The organism is Nostoc sp. FACHB-190 (assembly GCF_014696905.1).
Taxonomy (GTDB): domain Bacteria; phylum Cyanobacteriota; class Cyanobacteriia; order Cyanobacteriales; family Nostocaceae; genus Nostoc_B.
Genome location: NZ_JACJQW010000006.1, coordinates 228,594 through 249,751 on the forward strand (window position 1 = coordinate 228,594; position 21,158 = coordinate 249,751).

Genomic DNA, 21,158 nt, shown 5'->3' on the forward strand with positions numbered 1-21,158 from the left:
TCTGCGCGTATATACGGGTTTTTATAGCATTCCTAAATCATTTGTAAAATTTCTATATCTTTTTCTTCTTTCTTACCTTTGCGTACTAGGCGTTCTTTGCGGTTCGTTTCCATATCTATGTTTTTCACGACTAATTTAGGATTGCTATAGTAAGCTTTTGTATATTTAATTAATAAATGCTATAAAATACTTTTACGATAATGTACTTATGCCGAATATTCTTAAATCATCAGCAATTATCCTACCTGATTATCTCAAACTCAAACTAGACTCTTTAGATTTTGCCAATCTAGCTAAATCAAACTCAGAAATTCAGTTAGATAATAATCATGATTTAGATTTAGATTTAAATAAAATTTTTAACCTTCATAGTACACTGCCGTACATGAATGTGGCACTCGATAGCATAATAAATGCCATATTCGGTAGTCATAAAATTACTATATCTAATCCCAAATATACAGTCTCTCAAAACGGGCAGAAAACCGAACTCACGGCTAGAGGCTTACTAAATAAACAAAAAATAGAAGTAACCTTTGGCAAAATAACTACATTAAAATATAAACTCCCAAAAAATTTCAGCTTTAAGTCTTTAACAAATACAATACCCATCATCAACGATTTAAAACTGGGAAGTACAGAACTCATTCTAACTAACACCAGCTATTGTTTGACTCATCCAAAGTTAGGCAGCATCAACTTAAGCCAAGGAATGAACTTTATAGGAGATATTGACTTAAATAGCTTACCTCCAAATTTGCGTGGCTTTATTTGTAATAACTTAGGTATGGCTAAATTCGCAGCCATGATTAGCTTTCAGCCGATAGGAGAAGTTAAATTAATAGGTAATGTCGCCGGTAATATTCAGCTATTTTGCCAAGAACCATTTAAGGCTACTTTCAATAACTTACTGATCAATTTAAATATTGGAACTGATTTAGAACCAAACTTTGGAATTACAGGAAACTTAATTCTTGAAGGCTACGATACCACCCAAGAACAAGAACCCAAACTATCGCTATCTGGTAATCTCTCTCTCGAACCAGAATCTTTAACAGCATTCTTCAGTCAGCAAAGCGAAAAACCTTGGTGTAATCCTTACGGTTTAGTTGGAACTGAACTTCGCAATGTCAGGTTTCAAGGAGGTGGGACATATTTACCTCCTTATTTTGATAATTTTGGCTTCATTGGTGATTTGAAATGGGAAAAGACTAATTTGGAAGTTGCATTTCTCATGGATACTAATGATCCTGAAAGATTAGCGTTAATTTTAAACCCTAAGCAACCGGTTAGCTTAATAGAATTATGGCGGGGGCCAGTCACATCTTTTATTACCAAGCAAGTAGGCTATTCTATTGAGTTAGTTAATCAAGCTTTAGGATTTTTAGAAAACTTACTCAACTTAAGCATTGAACCCCTTGATAGAGATGGAGACGGTATACTTAACCCCTTAATTAAGTATGTACCATTCCCAACAATTATTGCCGGACAGTCTATATTAGAAGGTTTAGAAATTAATGGTAAAGTTAATGCTTGGGGTCATGCAGCAATTTTAAGTTTGCAAGGTGATAAAGCTTTTCAGCATATTGATGGTTCATTAAAAGTTCCAGAAATCGATTTAGAGTTTCTGAAAATTAAAGGCACAGATGATGATAGTTTAGATTTATCTATCAAGGTAACTCCTGATGAACAGTATCTTCAAGGAGATGGTTATATAGAAATATTTGGGCAAGAAATTGCCAATGTAGAATTTAAAATTACGCCGGAACAAGCAATATTTAAAAACTTTGATATCAGTTTAGCTAATCTAGTGAGTATTGATGTTGATGCCTTAAGTATTGATAAAAAATCTGCTAAAGGCAGTGGCTTCGGCACAGTTTATATTTTGGGCAATACTTTAGCAAGTATTACCTTTGATGTTAGCAAAGATAAGATTAATTTAAATAATGTCCAGCTAGGTTTAGCAGGTTTCTTAAGTTTAGTTATTCCAAACCTGACAGTTGACTTGAACAACCAAAGTGCCACAGGTACAGCAAATATTTTTGCTTTTAACCAGTCTTTGGGGAACGGCACATTATCATTAAATCGGCAAAATATCGAAATTAATAATACAGCAATTAATTTCGGTAATATCTTAAATATCAGTGTGCCGAATTTACAGCTTGATTTAATTAATAAAAAGTTGCTGGGTGCAGGTGATATAACTATTTTGGGTAAAAAATTTACTGCATCAGGTATCAGCCTCAGTGAACGAGGTTTACAAGCTAGGAGTAATTTGAATTTTAGGATATTAGCTTTTGATGGTGCTACAGTTACACTGTTTAAAGGCATGAATAATTCTCTGAATAATTCTGCCAGTATTGCTGGTAATCTGAAATTTTTAGGTTACACCTTTGCCGATATTAATGCCAGCGTTAATCATGATCAATTAGTTACATCTGGTAGCTTCAATTTTGCTGGGATTTTTCTCCTAAAGGGTGTAAACAATCAAAAACATGCCACAATCACACTTCACAAAGCGGCAAATGGAAGGTCTAATTCTGTTAAAGTTATGGGTAGCTTTTATTTGTTGGGTCAAGAGTTGACTTCTCTGACGATTAGTGATTATCACGAAACTCTGAAAATTTTAGGGATAAAAGTTATTAGTAACAATAGCCGTAAAAAGTAATGTTCAGCGAAGTAAAACAATTTATTGCCAATTCTACCCATGATTTATCGGTAAATTTGTCCAGAATATTCATCTGGACTGTGTGGTTAATTTATGTTGGTTATTTATTATTAAGTGATATTCCACCGGGAGAGTCGCTGCTGCATGTCACACCCAAAACATTAGCAGAAATATTCAATTTGAGTATGAATTTTTGGTTAGTATTACCAATCATTTTTCCCAGTGAAGCGCCAATTAATAATCCCGTACTAGAGGGATTATTTAACATTGTGGTGACTTGGGGATTATTATTTTGGGGTTTTATAATTGATGGGCGCAACCAGCGATTTTCGATGATGACATTCTTAATTGGTACCGCATTACTCACCAATGTCTTTTTTCTTCCTTGGTTGGGGTTGCGTCAAGTAAATCCGCAAGTACCAACAAATTCGTTGACATTTGTGGAAAAAGTAGGTGAAAGCCGAGTTTTACCTTCGGTTTTGGCTGGGTTTTTTGTGGTTTCGTTGAGTTGGGCTGTATTAGCCCGTCCTGAGTACGGTGATATTACAACCCGTTGGCAAGATTTATTAGAATTATTATTTAGCGATCGCCTCGCATATTCTTTTGTGGTAGATATGCTGGTATTCTGGTTATTTCAGTCATGGCTAGTGAAAGATGATATGGCACGTCGTCAATGGGATAACGGCAAAATACTCTGGCTAGTCCGCTTGATACCATTTTGGGGACTGATTATATATTTGTGGCTACGTCCGTCACTAAAACTCGAAACACAGAATAATAGTTAGCCTCAATTTTTTACCTGTAAGACATCCGAGATAAAGTGTTTAAAACATAGCGTTTACAGTCATCTTTGTCAGCAAATATTTGTAATGATTTGTTCACTTTAGTGATTTCAAATAACATTTTAACCTGATCACTAACAGAGCAGACAAAAAATTTAGCGTTAGCATTACTGACAATTTTCATTGCTGACACTAAATAACCCAAGCCAGAACTATCGATAAACTTAATTCCTTGCATATCAATCAATATAACGTTAGTACCGTGGTTGATCAGGTTGCTAATTTCATTTTGCAATTGATTGCCAGTAATTTTATCTAAAATTCCTGCTGGTTCAAGTATTGTTAGCCGAAGTTTGTCGTTCATAACTTAGTTACCTTTTTTATCAATTCAAGTTAGTTAGAAGCAGTTATAGTTGGATAAACTACAAGTTATACAATGTATATTCTCTATGAATAAGATAGAAATATACTATAGATACCTATTAGGTAGTTAACCAAAATTGAGCTAATTAAACTGGAGTTATTTTTGTACTAGCTAAAGCTACAGCGAGTATTTGACAGGAAACGGATTCCTCTATAAATGTCAGTAATAAGTCTTGCTCTAATAGCAACGATATTGATATCGCGCTTATTAATGGCAATTCTATAAATATTGGATACAAGTCATACAGTCAAGGCAATTAACTTTATCAGTCCTAAAAAATTAACTGCTTTGGAGTTACTTTTTTCTGGGTAAATACTTTATATCGCAATTAGCTGTTTAACGTCGATGCTAGGGAATTGTTTTTGCTAACTCTTTATCAACGAAGTAGCAAACAACACAGATTCACACTAAACAAGAAGATTTATACTATTTTAGTATAAAAATTTACAGAAGTTAACGTGAAATTACTCAAGGAATATCTATGATTTTTCAGAAAATTATATGCAATCCCGTATTGATGCAATGAGATTATTTTTACAGACTACAATTATAAATAAAAATCTATAGATTTGATTAACAAACTATTTCATTAGTTAATTAAAAAATCATATTTAAATCTAAAATACTTGAGAAATCAATGTTTTGCTATAGGACTCATATTTGATTTATGAAAAAAATCAGTACACCCAGGTCAGGCTTTTTTCCTACTCCCTACTCCCCATTCCCTACCCCCTACCTATATAACTAGATTCAGAAATCAAATCGGATTCCTATAAACAGAGATGATCATGAAAGTTCAACCATTACGTTAGTAAGAGGATGTTTATCTGACTTAATAGGTAAAGTAATGATAAATTCTGTTCCTTTACCTAATACAGAGTTGAGATGAATGGAACCGCTATGTTTTTCTGTAATCACTTGATGGCTAATGGACAATCCTAAACCTGTGCCTTTACCTACAGGTTTAGTTGTGAAAAATGGGTCAAATAAGCGGGATTGGATATTGTCTGGAATACCAACGCCATTATCGGCGATGATAATTTGGACTTGGTTTAGTTCGGTTGTGAGAGTCCGAATCTGAATTTGATTGGGGTTGGCTGTAATTTCTTGTAAGCTGTGATGACGACTTTTTTCTTCTAGGGCATCGATCGCATTAACAATTACACTAATAAATACTTGGTTAATTTCCCTAGCGCAGCATTCTACTAACGGTAGTTCGCCATATTCTTTGATAATTTCAATTGCTGGACGATTAGTCTGGGCTTGCAGACGATATTGCAACATGACTAATGTATTATCAAGGCCTTCATGCAGATCCACCGCTTTATATTCTGATTCATCCAAACGAGAGAAGTTGCGTAAAGATAACACCATTTGTCGAATGCGTTCAGAACCCATGTGCATAGATTTGAGAATATTCGGTAAATCTTCTTTCACAAAGTTAAAATCTAGATTTTCGATTTCTGCATTTAGGGATTCTGGGGGATGGGGGTAGTGGTCTTGATAGGTATCTACTATATGTAATAAATCATTGGTATATTGCTGAATGTAATTTAAGTTGCCATGTATAAAGGTAATGGGGTTATTAATTTCGTGAGCAATACCGGCGACTAATTGGCCTAAAGCTGACATTTTTTCACTTTGTACCATTTGTGTTTGGGTACGATGCAATTCTTTTAAAGTTGTTTGCAGTTCCTCGTTTTTGTGGTTGAGTTCTTGAGTGCGTTCTTTGACTCTATCTTCTAGTTGTGCGTACAATCGAGCATTTTCTAAAGAGATGGCGGCTTGAGAAATTAATAACTGTAAAATTTCTAGGCGATCGCGGGTAAATGCTCCCCCTGTCAGGTTATTTTCTAAATATAAAATGCCAATCAATTTGCCTTGGTTCAAAATTGGCGCACAAAGCACGCTTTTGGGGGAATATTCTAATATATAAGGATCAGCCGCTAGAGTTTGTTCTGTGGCTGCATTCTCAATCACTGCTAAGGTGAGAGAATTTTTCACCTGATTAATCAGACTCAGGGGTAATGTTTGATGATCATCAAAGGGGAGAGAACGCAAAATACAACTGGGTTGTTCGAGTTGATAAAGTGCTTCAATGAACCAGGAATTACCTTTTGGCATGAGTAATGCACATTTATCAGCACCAGCGTTTTGGAGTATGACTTCTAATAAAGTCGAGAGTAATTTTTCTAACTCAATTTCACTAGATAGCGATTGCGAAACTTTGACAATGCTGGCTAAATCTAGATTGGTTGAAAGACTACTTTTACTGAAACTAGAACTATCAACTTTCTCTGAAGAGGAAGAAATAATGGTTTCTGTGGCTTTGAAAGATGCTTGCTGTTTGTGCAGAATTGTCACGAGTAGTAGGGGATAGCGTGTTTCTAAATCGATGACTTTAGCTTCTGCACCCCAACGTGTATAACAATAATAAGCTTCCAGCATATAGGTTTGAGCGATTTTTGTTCTACCCAAACCAAGATAAAATTTGGCAGCTAGTTCATTTGCTAAGGCTTCTTCGTTGAGAAATTTGTGATCTTTGGCAAGAGTAATGGCGCGATCGTAATGTTCCATTGCTGCTAATTTTTGACCACGAACTCGACATTTTTCTGCTTCTACTAAATGCCACTTATGTAAATGGTTCATTGGGGCAAATTGCGCCCATTGATACAAATTTGCTTGATGATTTTCTACCTCATTCAGAATTTCTTCTGCTTCTGGTTGTGTGGAAATAATTGCTAGGTGGGTGAGGGCTGCATAAAAATGGAAAATAGGAATATGAATCAGTCCTGATAATGCCATTAAATAGGGTTTGACTTGGGTAATGTAGTCGAGGGCATTAGCATAATTACCATAAGAGTATGCCAGCAAAAGTTTGTAAATATAAGCAAAGGCGATTCCTGTGAGATCATTATCTTGTTTGTGCTTTGGCAACATGACTGTTTCGTCGTATATCTTGCCAATTAAGCAATCTGGCTGACTGACTGGTTCTTTCAATTGCTCGACTGCTTGCTGCATCATGTCTAAATAAACACGCGCAGAATCTTGCTTCACCTGAGTCAGAACAGCATTAGAAGTAGGAAATTCCAACGTTAATGTATTCAGGTCTACGCCAATAAACAGTGCGGTAAAAGCATAGATGGCTATGCTATAGCCAACATAGAGAAAATCACCGGTTTCCATACCAGTTCTGTGGGCTTCTTTTAATATGGAAAAGGTTGCTAAAAATGGTTGTTGACGATGTTGAATGAAACAAGCAAACAGTGTGAAAGTGCAGGATTGCCAGCTTTGAGCATTTAATTTATCTAGTAGGGAGAGTGCTAATTTCCCGAACTTATAGCCGGTTGCAACTTCGCCAAAAAAGGCGCACAGTACCAAACCCTGGGTTACATATCCTACCGTTGAGGCGGGCGCATTGCCAAATTCCAGCGATAACCGCACCATCGTTGTACCCAATAAAGGCAGTAAACTGGGGTTTCCCAGAAACACTGGTGCAAACAACATACCTAAAAGTTGCAATGCAGCTTGGGCTGTGGGTTCACTCATCAGGGGTAGGTTAATCAGTTCGGCAATTTCTCTGTTGTTGAGTTGCTGGTTTACCTCTGCTAAAGCTTTGCCAAGATGAACTTCGTCTAATTCGCTGGGGAATTCAATTCCTAGTTGTCTTAAAGCTTCTCTACCAACTGCGATCGCTGCTAACATTTGACTTTGAGAAGTTTGGGCAGCAATTTGAATTTCATAGATTTTTACTTTGTCAAGGATGGTTTTAGCTTGTTGCAACACCAATGCAGCAAACTTTTCCATCCCAGCAAAATCACCATTTAAATAACTGGCTTCGGCTGCTGCTGTATGTATTTCTAAGGCTAATTCATACTGGGTTTGCCAGCAGTTAGATTCCAAAAGTGCGATCGCAGTTTGTAAATAGGCGACAGCAGCAGCATAAGCTGTGGCTGTTTTTGCTTTAGCACCAGCTTTTAAGTTCAGTTGGGCGAGGATTTGGCGATCGCTATTTTGGCTAATTAATGCCTGACCTTGATTTAAATGCCCAACAATATCAAATAGCTTTTCTTCTTGTTCACTTTCTGATAACTTTTGCTGGAGTAATTGACCAATTTGCCAGTGAGTTGCTTGTTTTTGATTGTCAGGAATCAGAGAATAAGCTGCTTGTTGTACACGGTCATGTAAAAATTTATAAGCAACTGTTATTTGTCTTGATTCATTTGTCTGTTCTTCACTATTCTCCAACGAAAGATTAACATTGCTTTCTCTATTAACTAATGACTCTTGTTGATAAAATTTATAAACATCGTTAATTGGTAAAATCAATCCTTCTTTTAAAACTTTCCACAAAGCAGTAGCTGTCTCAACTTCTGATTGTTGTGAAACAATTGCCAAAGTCTCTAAATCAAATTGATTTCCAATACAAGCAGCTAACTTTAATACTTGTTGAGTCGAGATTGGGAGTTTTCGCAGTTGCGAACTCATGAAATTAACAACATCTTCTGTAACTGCTTGAGTTGTAATTTGAGCAATATCACATTGCCAACAACCTAAGTTTGCATCAAATTTAATCAGATTATCTTGATATAATGCCTTGAGAAATTGTGTTGTAAAAAAAGGATTGCCTTGAGTTTTATGATATATTATCTGAGAAATATTTATGACCAAATTTACAGAACATTTGAAAGTATCAGCAACTAATTGATTAATATTTTCCTGATCTAGTGCTGCCAAAGTAATTGTATTGATTACTACTTTGGTTTTGCGGATTTCATTTAACGTCAAAATTAATGGATGTCCAGGGTTAACTTCGTTATCTCGATACGCACCAATTAATAAAAGATGATTTGTATCAGCCATTAATATTCGCATTAACTTTAATGATGCTGAATCTGCCCATTGCAAATCATCTAAAAATATAACTAAGGGATGTTCCGCACTGGTAAAGACTTTGGTAAATTTTTGAAATAACAAATTAAAGCGATTTTGGGCGGCTTTACCAAATAATTCTACGGCTGGTGGTTGTTCGCCAATAATACTCGCTAATTCGGGGATAACTTCAATAATTACTTGTCCATTTTCGCCAACGGCTGTTAATATTTGGGTTTTCCATGCTTGTATTTGGGCATCACTTTCAGTTAACAACTGTCCCATTAAATCTCGGAAGGCTTGTACAAAGGCACTAAAAGGAATATCCCGTTGAAATTGGTCGTATTTACCTTTAATAAAATAACCATGTTGGCGGACAATTGGTTTATGAACTTCGTTGACAACGGCGGTTTTGCCAATACCAGAAAAACCAGCAACTAATACCATTTCGGTTGCGCCATGACTAACTCTGTCAAAGGCTTGCAACAAAGTTTCTACTTCTGCTTGTCTACCGTAGAGTTTATCAGGAATAATAAAGCGATCGCACACATCTTGTTGAGCGATTTCAAAGCTAGAAATTTCCCCAGTAGAATTTAGCTGCTGTAAACAATTTTCTAAATCAAATTTTATGCCTAATGCACTTTGATATCTATCTTCTGCATTTTTCGCCATCAATTTGTTGATGATTTCTGCCAGTAAATTGGGTATTTGGGAATTAATTTGGTTGACTAAAGGTGCTTTTTTGGCAATGTGACAATGCACCAACTCTATGGGATCATTTGATTGAAAGGGTAACTCACCTGTGAGTAATTCGTAAAAAGTAATCCCTAAAGAATAAAAATCAGTCCGGTAATCAATTCCCCGGTTCATTCTCCCTGTTTGTTCCGGTGAGATATAAGCCAGTGTACCTTCTAAAACGCTGGGATTCAGGATAGTATGAGTTTCTCTTGGTAATAAAGATGCAATACTAAAATCGATTAATTTAACTTGTTGAGTTTCAGGATTAATTAATATATTGCTGGGTTTAATATCTTTATGAATAATTGATTCTCGATAAAGTATTTCTAAACAATTGCAAAGGGCGATCGCTATCTGTAAAAATTCCTTCAGAAACTCTAAACTTACCCTCCCTCCCAACTCCCGATTCCTAATTCCCCATTCCCGCAGCGAAATTCCACCAAAATCTTCCATGACTAACGCATAGCCATTCTCATAATTTTCTAGACTGTAAGTCTGAATAATTCCGGGAGAGTTGAGATTTTTAGCAATGGTATACTGATTGCGAAACTGTACAAGTTCATTAAAACTCGGATAAGGATTCTTCAGCACTTTAAGTACTACTGATAATGAATCAATCTCTCGAATAGCCCGATAAACCAAAGTTTTAGAGCCGTTGTAAATTTCTTTACCCAATTTATAACCGGGAATTCTCAGCATAGTATCAAATTGATGTAAATACTAAGCTTAGTATTCCCATCTGCACAAAAAACTTTATCATTTCAGCAAAAATTGCTACTGTGTATCTACAGAGATTGGTGAGCATTAAAAACTTTAACCATCCAACTGTATTAGTAAACACAATTTATTCTCTAATGCAGATATCGTTGTCCGAATACCAAAGATATTTCATCTCATACAAATCTAAACAATGGTTGTAAGTAGAGCGATGTGAATATTTGAGGATGAGTATGAAGTAAAAAAACAATTTAGGAGTGCAAATTAATATCAGCACATTAATTTGCTACTAACTTTGTCCTCAAATTGATCAATTTCACTAGTTGGGGTAATTGTTGTATGAATAATAACGAACCTAAAATGCAGATTACACCACCTAAAATCAAAGTATTGGGAGCTTTTAAATAATTGGCGAGAGTTCCAGCGAGGAGATTACCAAAAGGAGCCATACCCATAAAACACATAGCATAAAAACTCATTACCCTGCCCCGTTTGCTATCTTCCACAATAAATTGCAGCAATGTATTACTTGCAGCTACCTGGAGTGTAGAACTCCAGCCAACCATCACCAAAGCTAACTGAGAAATCCAGAAGACTTGAGAGACAGAGAAACAAATAAAGCCAACCCCCATAATCGCCGGACAAAAGGCTATTAAACGCTCTAAACCTACGATATTTTGCCGAAAACTCAGATAAACACAAGCAAACACCGAACCCATAGCAGCTGCGGCTGTGAGAAAACCCAAGGTTTCCGAACCTCCATGCAGAACTTCGACTGCAAAGATGGGTAGAAGTGTCGTATATGACATACCCACTAAACTAGCTGTTGCCAGTAATAGCAAGATAGAACGCACAGGTAAGAAATGATAAGCATATTGAAACCCTTCTTGCAACTTCCGCCAAGGATCGCTTGTCTGTATTTCCACTGTGCGCGGTGTAATTTGCATTGCTGTAATTGCCCAAATAGCCACAATATAGCTGAGACTATCGTATAAAAAGCAGTAGCCTGCGCCAAACTTAGCAATCAAAATCCCACCAAGAGCCGGGCCAATTAATCGCGCTCCATTGAGAAAGGCTGCATTAAGCGCGATGCCTTCGGCGGGCTACGCCAACGCATTTGCCATCAGTTCTCGACTCACCATATCACTAACAAATGCGTGGCGAACCGGCACATCTAAGCCTTTGAGCAAACCTAATAATGTACTCAAGGTTAGCAATGTCCAAAAATTAGCCAAACCTAAAAATGTGATGACAGTCAGAATAATTGAGATAGAAATCCCAACAAGCTGAAATAACAATAACAAACGATGGCGGTTGTAGCGATCGGCTAAAATCCCCGAAATTGGAGCTAAGGCAAATACTGGTAATTGTCCAAAAAATCCTGCTATTCCTAACATTAAAGCCGAATCGGTTAATTGATAAATTAACCAAAGCACCGCTACCTGGGTCATGAAATTGCCCGTCATCGACAAAGCTTGTCCGGCAAAATAGAGGCGATAATTGCGCGATCGCAACGCAGGCAAATCAAGATTTAATTTAAATAAAGATAATAATTTCATGTATAAGATTTCACAACTTCTAAACTCTTCAATTCTCTGCGCCCCTCTGACTTGAAAGTGCTGAGTACTGAGTGCTGAGTTAAAAGTGCTGAGTAAGCATAGTACTCGCTCTTTCATGCTTGGCTATGAAACAAGTTTCATCGGGACTGCGTTGAAAAAAGGAAGAAATCAAGCAATAGCCTCATTCCTTCCTCAATCCCTAAAACTTACACTGTGACTAATTCCCGTTTTGCAACTATCGACTCAGGCTTGACCCAAATCTGATCTAACCCACCACTCAACAGGCGATATTGTTGGTTGGGGTCTTGTTGCGGATAATCCATCCGCTTGTGCATCCCTCTAGTTTCTTGGCGTTGCAAACCACTGTTGTACATCCAGCGTGCAGTTGCAACCATCGCTGCTGCTTCCCGCGATCGCACAATATGGCTATCATAAGGTGTGTTACTACGGCGGATTTCTTGCCATAGGTGATCTAATCTTTCTAAAGATTCACCTAATACAGATTCGCTGCGGAAGAGGTTGCGGTCGTAGGGAAAAACTTCAGCTTGGGTTGCCGCGATCGCTTCTTCAGCAGAGAATTGATGATCACCGCCGCCACGTAACCCGGCTGCACCCACTCCCTGAACACTGCGCTGGCTGGCTTTTTCACCCAAACTCAGGGCATAGTTAGCCGCAGATTGTCCCGACCAATAGCCAGAAGACATTGCCCAAGCCGCATTATGGCTACCACCACCTGTAAAACCACCGCAGATTAATTCTCTAGTAGCAGCATCCCCCGCCGCATAAAGTCCATTAACTGAGGTAGCGCAGGTATGGTCAGTAATCCGAATCCCACCAGTACCGCGTACAGTTCCTTCTAAACGCAAAGTGATCGGGAATCTTTGTGTAAATGGGTCTATCCCAGCGCGATCGAATACCACAAAGAAGTTAGGCTGAGAAGCTCGCATCCATGCTTTAGTTGCTTCATCCATATTTTGGTCAAGACGTGCATACACAGGTTGAGTCAGCAATGTCTTAGCAATCACTGAACGACCACGTTTAGAACCTGCACCTTCAATTACTGTGCCATCTTCATAAGTGAAAGAAGCCCAATCATAATATCGGGTCTTAGTCACCGAAGAAAACGCCGGCGAAATCGCATAGGCATTGGAAAATTCCATCCCAGAGAAATCAGCCCCGGCTTCAGCAGCCATTAAATAACCGTCTCCTGTCAAAACATTACAACCCAGAGCCTTACTCAAAAAGGCACAGCCACCAGTTGCAATCACCACGGCTCCAGCTTTCACTGTCCAGTGTTCCCCGGTTTGTCGATTAATCCCCTTAGCACCAGCTACCGCGCCTTCTGCATCCACCAATAACTCTAAAGCGGGACTGTGGTCTAAAATTTTCACCCCTGCTTGCTTAATCTTTCTCCGCATAAACCGCATATACTCTGGGCCTTGCAAAGAGCGACGGATAACTTTTCCTTCTGCATCCACACTAAAACGGTAGCCTTCGTCAGCCAGAGAATTAATGTTGTCATAGGTACGGTCTAATACCCGCTTCATCCACTGCCGATCTGCTAGGAAACCTCCCATCGCTTCTCGGCTGGCCATTGCGGCTTCTCGTTGTTCTGGGTCTGGTGGTATATACCATACGCCATTTCCAGATGCGGCCGCTGCACCACTTGTACCGCAGTAACCTTTATCTACTAACACAACTTTTGCGCCACTGGTGGCTGCACTCCAAGCCGCCCAAGTTCCAGACGGGCCACCACCAATAATCAAAACATCAGCGTCTTGATGAGTAGAACTATTCATGAAATTTACTCCTTGAAAAGTAAGAAATGGGGAAGGGCAATCTTCCCCAGATAATGAGCGAGGCTAAGTTACATACATAACTAGCCAAGTTCATCTAGGCATAATTTCTAGAAGACCTGAAAAGTTAGCTCTCCAAGTCTTACATAGGCTTCCTTAAAATACTAATTATTGACCGATTTAACGTAGTTAATTTAGCAGTATTGCATTGCCATTCAAAAAATTCAAGTACTTAGTATATGTAAAACAAATATTTAGTTATTCTAAGTAATGCTGGGAATATAGGCTTTACTGCACTACTTGATTTTTTTCAAACTATGTGACATGATACTTAACACAGTAAAGTACGGTAACTCGATAAACTTACTGTACTAACTCCTCTGCCGGCAATTCTGATTTAACTCGCTATTGCTTAGTTAGTTTAATCAGAAGCCATTCCATGCCTAGGGTTTAATTTGAAAAACACAACCTATGAGGAATTTTCCTCTCAGTTGAATTGAACATTTACCTCAAAAAAGTGAGTTTGGAGAATTTTGTATGGCAGCTATAGCGTTGAGCGTATCTACCGTTAAACCTTTGGGCGATCGCGTGTTTATCAAAATTAGTGAGTCCGAAGAAAAGACTGCGGGTGGTATTCTTTTGCCTGATAGTGCTAAAGAAAAACCGCAGGTAGGTGAAATTGTCGCTGTCGGCCCTGGTAAACGCAACGATGACGGAACCTATCAAACTATTGATATTAAAATTGGCGATAAAGTGCTGTTCTCTAAGTACGCTGGCACTGATATCAAGCTAGGTATAGAAGAGTATGTCCTGTTGTCAGAAAAGGATATTTTGGCAATTGTGTCATAGGCGATCGCCATTCATTATTCATCATTCCTAAATAGCCAATCATCAACCTACACAATCTAAAGAGGACTGAAATTACTATGGCTAAACGCATCATTTACAACGAAAATGCTCGTCGTGCCTTGGAAAGAGGTATTGATATTCTGGCAGAAGCGGTAGCAGTTACCCTCGGCCCCAAAGGTCGTAACGTTGTTTTAGAAAAGAAGTTTGGCGCACCTCAAATTGTGAATGATGGAGTCACCATCGCTAAAGAAATTGAATTAGAAGATCATGTCGAAAACACAGGCGTGGCTCTAATTCGTCAAGCTGCTTCTAAAACTAACGATGCGGCGGGAGACGGCACAACCACAGCAACAGTATTAGCTCACGCCATTGTCAAAGAAGGCTTGCGAAACGTTGCGGCTGGTGCAAATGCCATTCAACTCAAGCGTGGTATTGACAAAGCCACAGGTTTTCTCGTGGAAAAAATTAGAGAACACGCTCGTCCTGTGGAAGACTCCAAAGCGATCGCTCAGGTTGCAGCGATCTCTGCGGGTAATGATGAAGTCGTCGGTGCTTTAATTGCCGAAGCCTTAGATAAAGTTGGTCGTGAAGGCGTAGTATCTCTAGAAGAAGGTAAATCAGTCACCACCGAACTGGAAGTGACAGAAGGCTTGAACTTCGACAAGGGTTATATTTCTCCCTATTTTGCGACTGATGCAGAACGGTTAGAAGCAGTCCTAGATGAGCCTTTCTTGCTGTTAACTGATAAGAAAATCACATTGGTACAAGACCTAGTACCGATTCTGGAACAAGTCGCACGTCAAGGCAGACCCCTAGTAATTATTGCCGAAGATATTGAAAAAGAAGCTCTGGCAACCTTAGTTGTCAACCGTTTGCGGGGTGTATTGAATGTTGCGGCTGTCAAAGCACCTGGATTTGGCGATCGCCGTAAAGCTATCCTCGAAGATATTGCTATTCTCACAGGTGGACAGTTAATTACCGAAGATGCTGGTTTGAGACTTGATGCTACCAAGCTCGACCAACTCGGTAAAGCCCGCCGCATCACCATCACCAAAGACAGCACCACCCTCGTAGCAGAAGGTAACGAGCAAGCTGTCAAGGCAAGAGTAGAACAAATCCGCCGCCAAATCGAAGAAACTGAGTCTTCCTACGACAAAGAAAAACTCCAAGAACGTCTGGCGAAATTAGCCGGTGGGGTTGCAGTCGTGAAAGTCGGTGCAGCCACAGAAACCGAACTCAAAGACCGCAAACTACGCCTAGAAGATGCCATCAACGCTACCAGAGCAGCTGTTGAAGAAGGTATTGTTCCTGGTGGTGGTACAACACTGGCGCATTTGGCTCCTGAGTTAGAAACCTGGGCGAAGGCTAACTTAGTAGATGAAGAATTAATCGGTGCGTTAATTGTCTCTCGCGCTTTGGCTGCACCTCTCAAACGAATTGCGGAAAATGCCGGACAAAATGGTGCGGTGATTGCAGAACGAGTCAAAGAGAAAGAATTCAATGTCGGTTACGACGCAACAACCGGCGAATTCGTTGATTTGTTTGCGGCAGGAATTGTTGACCCCGCTAAGGTGACACGTTCCGCCGTCCAAAATGCCGCGTCAATCGCAGGTATGGTATTGACTACCGAAGCCATTGTAGTTGACAAACCAGAACCAAAAGATGCCGCCCCTGCTGCTCCTGGTGGCGGCTTAGGCGGTGGCGACTTTGATTATTAATAGATCGATAGGCACGAACTGTACTAGTTGATTGTAGTGGTCATTTGTCTTGTGTTATGACAAATGACCATTTACATTTTTATCAACCTAAATTAGCTTACTTAGCACTCAGTATTTGGCATAGCTGAATTTTTCATCCCAAGGCGCAGCTTTACTAATCTGCTCCCATATAGGACTATACAACGCTTCATGCAATTCCCGTGCTAGTTCCACTAAACCCGTGTAACCTGCATAAGCGTGATGACGTTCATGGTTAATATCTAAGAAAGGAATCTGTGCTTTGAGTGCTGTATATTTATTACCAGCTCCAGTAATCAAAACATCAGCCTTTGTTTGGTGTAATGCCTTTAATAATGCTTGGGGAGTTGTGTCTGACAAAACTATTCCATCTTCACCAAGATATTGTTTAATTTTTACTTTCTCCTCGTCTGTTGTTTTGCCGTCTGTAGCCGCAATAACTTCCATTCCCAAGTCTTTAGCTGCTAAAATCAACGACCAACTTTTTACGCCGCCAGTAGAAAGAATAATCCGCTTACCTTTTAAATCAGCAAGATATGGAGCTAAAGCAATATCCAAAGCAGCAGTTTCTTGAGTAATCAAATCTTCTGTTCGTTTTTGCAACTCATGAGCCACAAAACTATCTTCTAAAGATAAACTCAATTTTGCTGCAATATTCCGCAAGCAATTGTTTAAGTTGGTTACGCCATAAAAAGATTCCTCAATATATGGAATCCCATAACTTTCTTGCATCGTTTGTGCCATTTGGATAGCTACATTGGAGCAAAGCACAACATTTAATTTGACACGATGAGCATAACAAACTTCTTGATAACGAGCATCACCTGTGATTTTGGCAAGAACGCGAATCCCTAGTTTTTGGAATAATGGTAAAATATTCCAAGTTTCGCCAGCGACATTATAATCACCAACAATATTAATATCCAATGGTGTCGTAAATTCTGGCTCTGCTGTACCGATAACATAATTCAATAAAGTTTCGTTACCGATCCGATTTCCCAAATTCTTGCTACCAAGAAATCCAGGTGCATTCACATAAATGACCGGAATAAGTAACCACGCAAAATTAATTACAGTCATTGCGAGCGAAGCGAAGCAATCCCAGCCCTTGCGATTGCTTCATTTCGCTTCGCTCCATTCGCAATGACTTTGTGTAATTAATTATGTTTAACTACTTATTTGCGCTGTCACAGTGGCTTCCCAAGGGTGGCTATGGAGGTGTTTTCAACGGAGAAGCTCTAGACTCGTTTATCACAACAGCTGCTCTGACAAGCATCACCCAAAAAATTATGCTCATTTCTACTATTCATGTGTTGTATGGGCCAATTCACCCGTTGCATTTAGCCAAATATGGTGCGACGTTAGACCATATATCAGGGGGTCGTTGGGGCATTAATATCGTAACCGGACATCGGGCTGTAGAACATGAGATGTTTGGTTGGAACCGCATTGAGCATGATCATCGCTATGAACTGGCGGCTGAGTTCTTAGAAGTGGTACAACGTCTGTGGAATGATGACGAGAACTTTTCTTTTGAAGGAAAGTCCACTTGGAAACTTGGTGGAGCCTTTGTCACACCCAAGCCGAAATATGGCCGCCCAGTGTTGGTGAATGCTACAGGTTCAGATGCAGGTATTTCTTTTGCGGCGCGTTACTCAGATATTGTATTTATTACTAGTAGTGTACCAACCCAAAATTGCTACGTGGAGGTAAGCAAGGGAGCAAGGGAGCAGGGGAGCAGGGGAGAAACTTGCAGTAAGTCTTTCCCCCCTGCCCCTCTGCCTCTCTGCTCCTCTGCTGACCACAACGCAAAGTTTCCTTGGCAGACTACTAGTCCTGGAGGGTCAGATTTTGCTAGTGCGATCGCACTCTTACCAGCCCATACCCAAAGAGTGAAGCAAGCAGCGCGGGATATTGGGCGCGAAGTCCGCACACTTCTTAACCCTATGGTGATCAGTCGGGAAACTGAGCGCGAAACTTGGGACTACCACGATGCGATCGTTGCGTATGCTGATCCTGACGCACCTTTAGGCTTTAGCAGATTTGACAGTGATGCTCACGCTTGGAAGGGTCGTGTCGGTAAAGATGCACCGAAACGTCGGGCGATTGGTGGAAATATCGAAGTCATTGGTACACCTGAACAGGTAGTTGAGCAGTTTATCCAGTTGAAGCAGGCTGGTATTGATGGCTTGCAATTGAGTTTTTATGACTTTAAAGAAGACCTGGAATTTTTTGGCGATCGCATTCTCCCTCTGATGAAGCAAGCCGGACTGAGATTATCATCTGAAGTCTGAAATACAGCAATTTCCCAATCTAAAATTCAAAATCCAAACGACTTGGTGACTACTATCAAGGCAAAAACACAAAAAATTGCTAAATATCAACCACATACTACGGTAAGTTTATCGGAATAGTGTATGATATGTTTAGTTATACTCCCAATATCAAAATTTTCTGATGAGATATCAGCAAAATTCCATAGACAGCAGGGGAGTGTGAACATTACTCAACTAGGACTTACGCAGTGAGACGAAAAACCAAGGGTTTTGGGAAGGGTATAGGGGTGTATATGTCCAAAACCCTTACACCCAGTCTCCGCAGAAAATTTTTGTGCGTAAGTCCTGTCAACATTCAAACTCTGGAGAATTTTCATGGGCTACAAACATATAGAAGTCAAACAAGTAGCTGGTTTCATCGGTGCAGAAATCAACGGCGTAGACCTCAAACGTCCTTTGTCTGATGAGCAAGTTAAAGAGATTCGCAAAGCCTTATTGAAATGGAAAGTATTGTTCTTTCGGAATCAAAATATTGATCATGCGGCTCAAGTCGAGTTTACATCTCGTTTTGGCGAAGTCACCTTTGCTCATCCTTTAGGAGAAGTTGAACCAGTACCAGGATTTCCCCAACTTAAACCTGTAGACCGGAAACTATATGAAAGACAGTATGGTTTTCGCAGTGGAGGCCCTTGGCACACAGATGTAACAGCAGCAATTAACCCACCAGCCGCCTCTGTTTTACGTGCAGTTAATGTTCCTAGTTTTGGTGGCGATACCCAATGGAGTAATCTTGTAGCCGCCTATGAAGGACTATCAGCACCTATACGTGATTTAGCCGATACCTTAAAAGCGGAACATCGCTTCAATGGAGGTGGCTATCAACCTGAAAATGGCAAATTTGCCGAGCGAATTGCTGTTAACCCACTGGTTTCCATTCATCCAGTCGTCAGAGTTCATCCTGAAACTGGTGAACGTGCGTTGTTTGTCAACCCTGGCTTCACTTCACATATTGTTGGTGTATCACCACAAGAAAGTAAGTTGTTGTTAGAACTATTCTTCAACCAAATCACCAAGCCAGCTTACACCACTCGCTTCCATTGGAATAACGGTGATATCGCCTTTTGGGACAATCGCGCCACTGTGCATTTAGCTCCCCAAGATTTGGATCATTTGGATGTTGAACGTTTACTTTATCGGACAACTATTACTGGTGATGTTCCAGTAGGAGTTGATGGTTTCCGTTCAGAAGTCGTTCATGGTGAAGCCTTCAGTGCAGAAGTCCCCAACGTTCTCCAACAAAAAGCCGAGTCTAAAGAAGTAGAAGCAGTACTTTCTTAAAGGTGCTGATACTATCAGCACTCACGTACAAAGGTTGTCTATTAAGAATGGTTGTAAGGGTTTCGCTGTGAGTTTCGACAAGCTCACAGTGAAGCTCTGAAATCCCTATTATTTATAACCTTTCACCTATTACATCTATAAGACTCAAAGTTGAGTCAAAAGTTATGAAAAAAGTCCAAATTGGTAATTATGGAATATCCAGACGAGACTTACTTTATGCTGTTTATGGGTTAGTTTCGTTTACGACTTTAGTCAGTTGTGGCCAAAACAACGCTAGTACCAGTAGTAGTAATGTCAGCACAACTAATGTTAAAAGTACAAGTAATAAAGTTGTGCGGATTGGCTATCAAGTTTCAGGAGATTTGACCCATGAAAAAGGTGCGATCGAAAAACGGCTAAATCCACAAGGAATTAATGTTACTTGGTCTCAGTTTGTATCTGGGCCACCACTATTAGAAGCTTTAAATGTCGGTAGTATTGATTTGGGGCCAACAGGTGAAACACCACCAATTTTTGCTCAGGCTGCTGGCACAAATTTGATTTATTTAGTTAACACTCCACCCGGAACAGGAGAAGGTTCGGCAATTGTTGTATTAAAAGATTCGCCTATTCAAACATTGGCAGATATTAAAGGTAAAAAAATTGCTTATTCCAGAGGTACGGCTCAGACCTATTTTGTGGTGAAAGCATTAGAAAAAGCCGGACTAAAACTTAGTGATGTTGAATCTGTAAACTTACCAATTGCAGATGGACGTGCAGCATTTCTAAATAAGACAGTAGATGCTTTTGTAGAAGGCGATCCGAATCTGATTAAGCTTCAAAGAGAAGGTAGCATTCGGATTTTACGAAATGCCCAAGGAATTAATACACCAGGAAGTTATTACTTAGCATCTAGAAATTTTGCCACTAATAATGCTGATTTGCTCAAAGCGATTTTAGAAGAATATTATCAAGTTGGTCAGTGGGCGAATAAAAATAGACGTGCAGCAGCCGAAATCCTGGCTCCCAAGGTCAAGACTGATGTAGATACTATGGAATTAGCACTGACCAGAAGAAAGTTTGATATGCGACCAATTACCGAAGAAGTAATCAATGCTCAACAAAAGATTGCTGACCTTTTATATCAACTAAAAGTTGTACCGAAACAAGTCAATATTAAAGAAGCCACATTAACGGCTCAAGAATATGCAGCAATTACACCTGATGCAGTGAGAAATAGAGCTTAATTTTAAATATTCTAAAATTTTGCTCTGTTTCTTGATCAAGATGTAATTTATCAGTAAAAAAAATCAAGGGATTAAGGAAGGGTGTAGGGGTTCAGGTGTTAAAAACCCTCACACCCATTCTTTACAGACAACATTTGTGCGGAAGTTTTGTCAATACATCTGTACAGAAACTACAAA

At 39.4% G+C, this 21,158-nt stretch carries 10 protein-coding genes and 2 pseudogenes; 7 read left to right on the forward strand and 5 right to left on the reverse strand.

Going from position 1 to position 21,158, the window contains the following annotated elements:
* Nucleotides 1-208: 208 nt before the first annotated feature.
* Both H6G28_RS10430 and H6G28_RS10435 read left to right on the forward strand, forming a co-directional pair.
* Nucleotides 209-2,668 (forward strand): AsmA family protein, encoded by a 2,460-nt coding sequence (locus H6G28_RS10430; protein WP_199332811.1) that lies wholly within the window; start codon nucleotides 209-211, stop codon nucleotides 2,666-2,668.
* Nucleotides 2,668-3,453 (forward strand): hypothetical protein, encoded by a 786-nt coding sequence (locus H6G28_RS10435; protein ID WP_190670585.1) that lies wholly within the window; start codon nucleotides 2,668-2,670, stop codon nucleotides 3,451-3,453. Before H6G28_RS10430 ends, H6G28_RS10435 begins: the two co-directional genes overlap by 1 nt.
* 10 nt (nucleotides 3,454-3,463) lie before the next feature.
* Here the strand turns inward: H6G28_RS10435 and H6G28_RS10440 are convergent, their stop codons facing one another.
* The 4 genes and pseudogenes from H6G28_RS10440 to H6G28_RS10455 all read right to left on the reverse strand — a co-directional run bounded on the left by H6G28_RS10440 (nucleotide 3,464) and on the right by H6G28_RS10455 (nucleotide 13,559).
* The gene (locus H6G28_RS10440; protein ID WP_190588455.1) at nucleotides 3,464-3,814 is read right to left on the reverse strand and encodes an STAS domain-containing protein; all 351 of its coding nucleotides are present in this window, start codon (nucleotides 3,812-3,814) and stop codon (nucleotides 3,464-3,466) included.
* An 846-nt stretch (nucleotides 3,815-4,660) separates the two neighbouring features.
* The gene (locus tag H6G28_RS10445) at nucleotides 4,661-10,183 is read right to left on the reverse strand and encodes a trifunctional serine/threonine-protein kinase/ATP-binding protein/sensor histidine kinase (protein WP_190670586.1); all 5,523 of its coding nucleotides are present in this window, start codon (nucleotides 10,181-10,183) and stop codon (nucleotides 4,661-4,663) included.
* A gap of 296 nt (nucleotides 10,184-10,479) precedes the next feature.
* Nucleotides 10,480-11,877, reverse strand: a pseudogene (locus H6G28_RS37760) (MFS transporter).
* An 89-nt stretch (nucleotides 11,878-11,966) separates the two neighbouring features.
* On the reverse strand, nucleotides 11,967-13,559 hold the full coding sequence (locus H6G28_RS10455; protein ID WP_190670587.1) for an FAD-dependent oxidoreductase: 1,593 nt from the start codon (nucleotides 13,557-13,559) through the stop codon (nucleotides 11,967-11,969).
* Nucleotides 13,560-14,093: 534 nt separating this feature from the next.
* Here H6G28_RS10455 and groES point away from each other — a divergent pair.
* On the forward strand, nucleotides 14,094-14,405 hold the full coding sequence (groES, locus tag H6G28_RS10460; protein WP_190588452.1) for a co-chaperone GroES: 312 nt from the start codon (nucleotides 14,094-14,096) through the stop codon (nucleotides 14,403-14,405).
* Nucleotides 14,406-14,482: 77 nt separating this feature from the next.
* On the forward strand, nucleotides 14,483-16,123 hold the full coding sequence (gene groL, locus H6G28_RS10465; RefSeq protein WP_190670588.1) for a chaperonin GroEL: 1,641 nt from the start codon (nucleotides 14,483-14,485) through the stop codon (nucleotides 16,121-16,123).
* 108 nt (nucleotides 16,124-16,231) lie between these two features.
* Here groL and H6G28_RS10470 read toward each other — a convergent pair.
* Nucleotides 16,232-17,188: pseudogene (locus tag H6G28_RS10470) on the reverse strand (nitrogenase component 1); the annotation flags it as partial.
* A 116-nt stretch (nucleotides 17,189-17,304) separates the two neighbouring features.
* On the opposite strand from H6G28_RS10470, the gene H6G28_RS36785 reads away from it, so the two are divergent.
* The 3 genes from H6G28_RS36785 to H6G28_RS10490 all read left to right on the forward strand — a co-directional run bounded on the left by H6G28_RS36785 (nucleotide 17,305) and on the right by H6G28_RS10490 (nucleotide 20,981).
* Nucleotides 17,305-18,435, forward strand: coding sequence for an LLM class flavin-dependent oxidoreductase (locus H6G28_RS36785; RefSeq protein WP_242054520.1), 1,131 nt, complete (start codon nucleotides 17,305-17,307; stop codon nucleotides 18,433-18,435).
* A 357-nt stretch (nucleotides 18,436-18,792) separates the two neighbouring features.
* A complete protein-coding gene (locus tag H6G28_RS10485; protein ID WP_190670591.1) occupies nucleotides 18,793-19,755 on the forward strand; it encodes a TauD/TfdA dioxygenase family protein in 963 nt (320 codons plus the stop codon).
* A 164-nt stretch (nucleotides 19,756-19,919) separates the two neighbouring features.
* Nucleotides 19,920-20,981, forward strand: coding sequence for an aliphatic sulfonate ABC transporter substrate-binding protein (locus H6G28_RS10490; protein ID WP_190670592.1), 1,062 nt, complete (start codon nucleotides 19,920-19,922; stop codon nucleotides 20,979-20,981).
* Nucleotides 20,982-21,158 lie beyond the last annotated feature (177 nt).

Coding starts and splice junctions, on each gene's coding strand:
- H6G28_RS10430 (WP_199332811.1), top strand. CDS start 209: ATGCCGAATATTCTTAAATCATCAGCAATTATCCTACCTGATTATCTC.
- H6G28_RS10435 (WP_190670585.1), top strand. CDS start 2,668: ATGTTCAGCGAAGTAAAACAATTTATTGCCAATTCTACCCATGATTTA.
- H6G28_RS10440 (WP_190588455.1), bottom strand. CDS start 3,814: ATGAACGACAAACTTCGGCTAACAATACTTGAACCAGCAGGAATTTTA.
- H6G28_RS10445 (WP_190670586.1), bottom strand. CDS start 10,183: ATGCTGAGAATTCCCGGTTATAAATTGGGTAAAGAAATTTACAACGGC.
- H6G28_RS10455 (WP_190670587.1), bottom strand. CDS start 13,559: ATGAATAGTTCTACTCATCAAGACGCTGATGTTTTGATTATTGGTGGT.
- groES (WP_190588452.1), top strand. CDS start 14,094: ATGGCAGCTATAGCGTTGAGCGTATCTACCGTTAAACCTTTGGGCGAT.
- groL (WP_190670588.1), top strand. CDS start 14,483: ATGGCTAAACGCATCATTTACAACGAAAATGCTCGTCGTGCCTTGGAA.
- H6G28_RS36785 (WP_242054520.1), top strand. CDS start 17,305: ATGTTTAACTACTTATTTGCGCTGTCACAGTGGCTTCCCAAGGGTGGC.
- H6G28_RS10485 (WP_190670591.1), top strand. CDS start 18,793: ATGGGCTACAAACATATAGAAGTCAAACAAGTAGCTGGTTTCATCGGT.
- H6G28_RS10490 (WP_190670592.1), top strand. CDS start 19,920: ATGAAAAAAGTCCAAATTGGTAATTATGGAATATCCAGACGAGACTTA.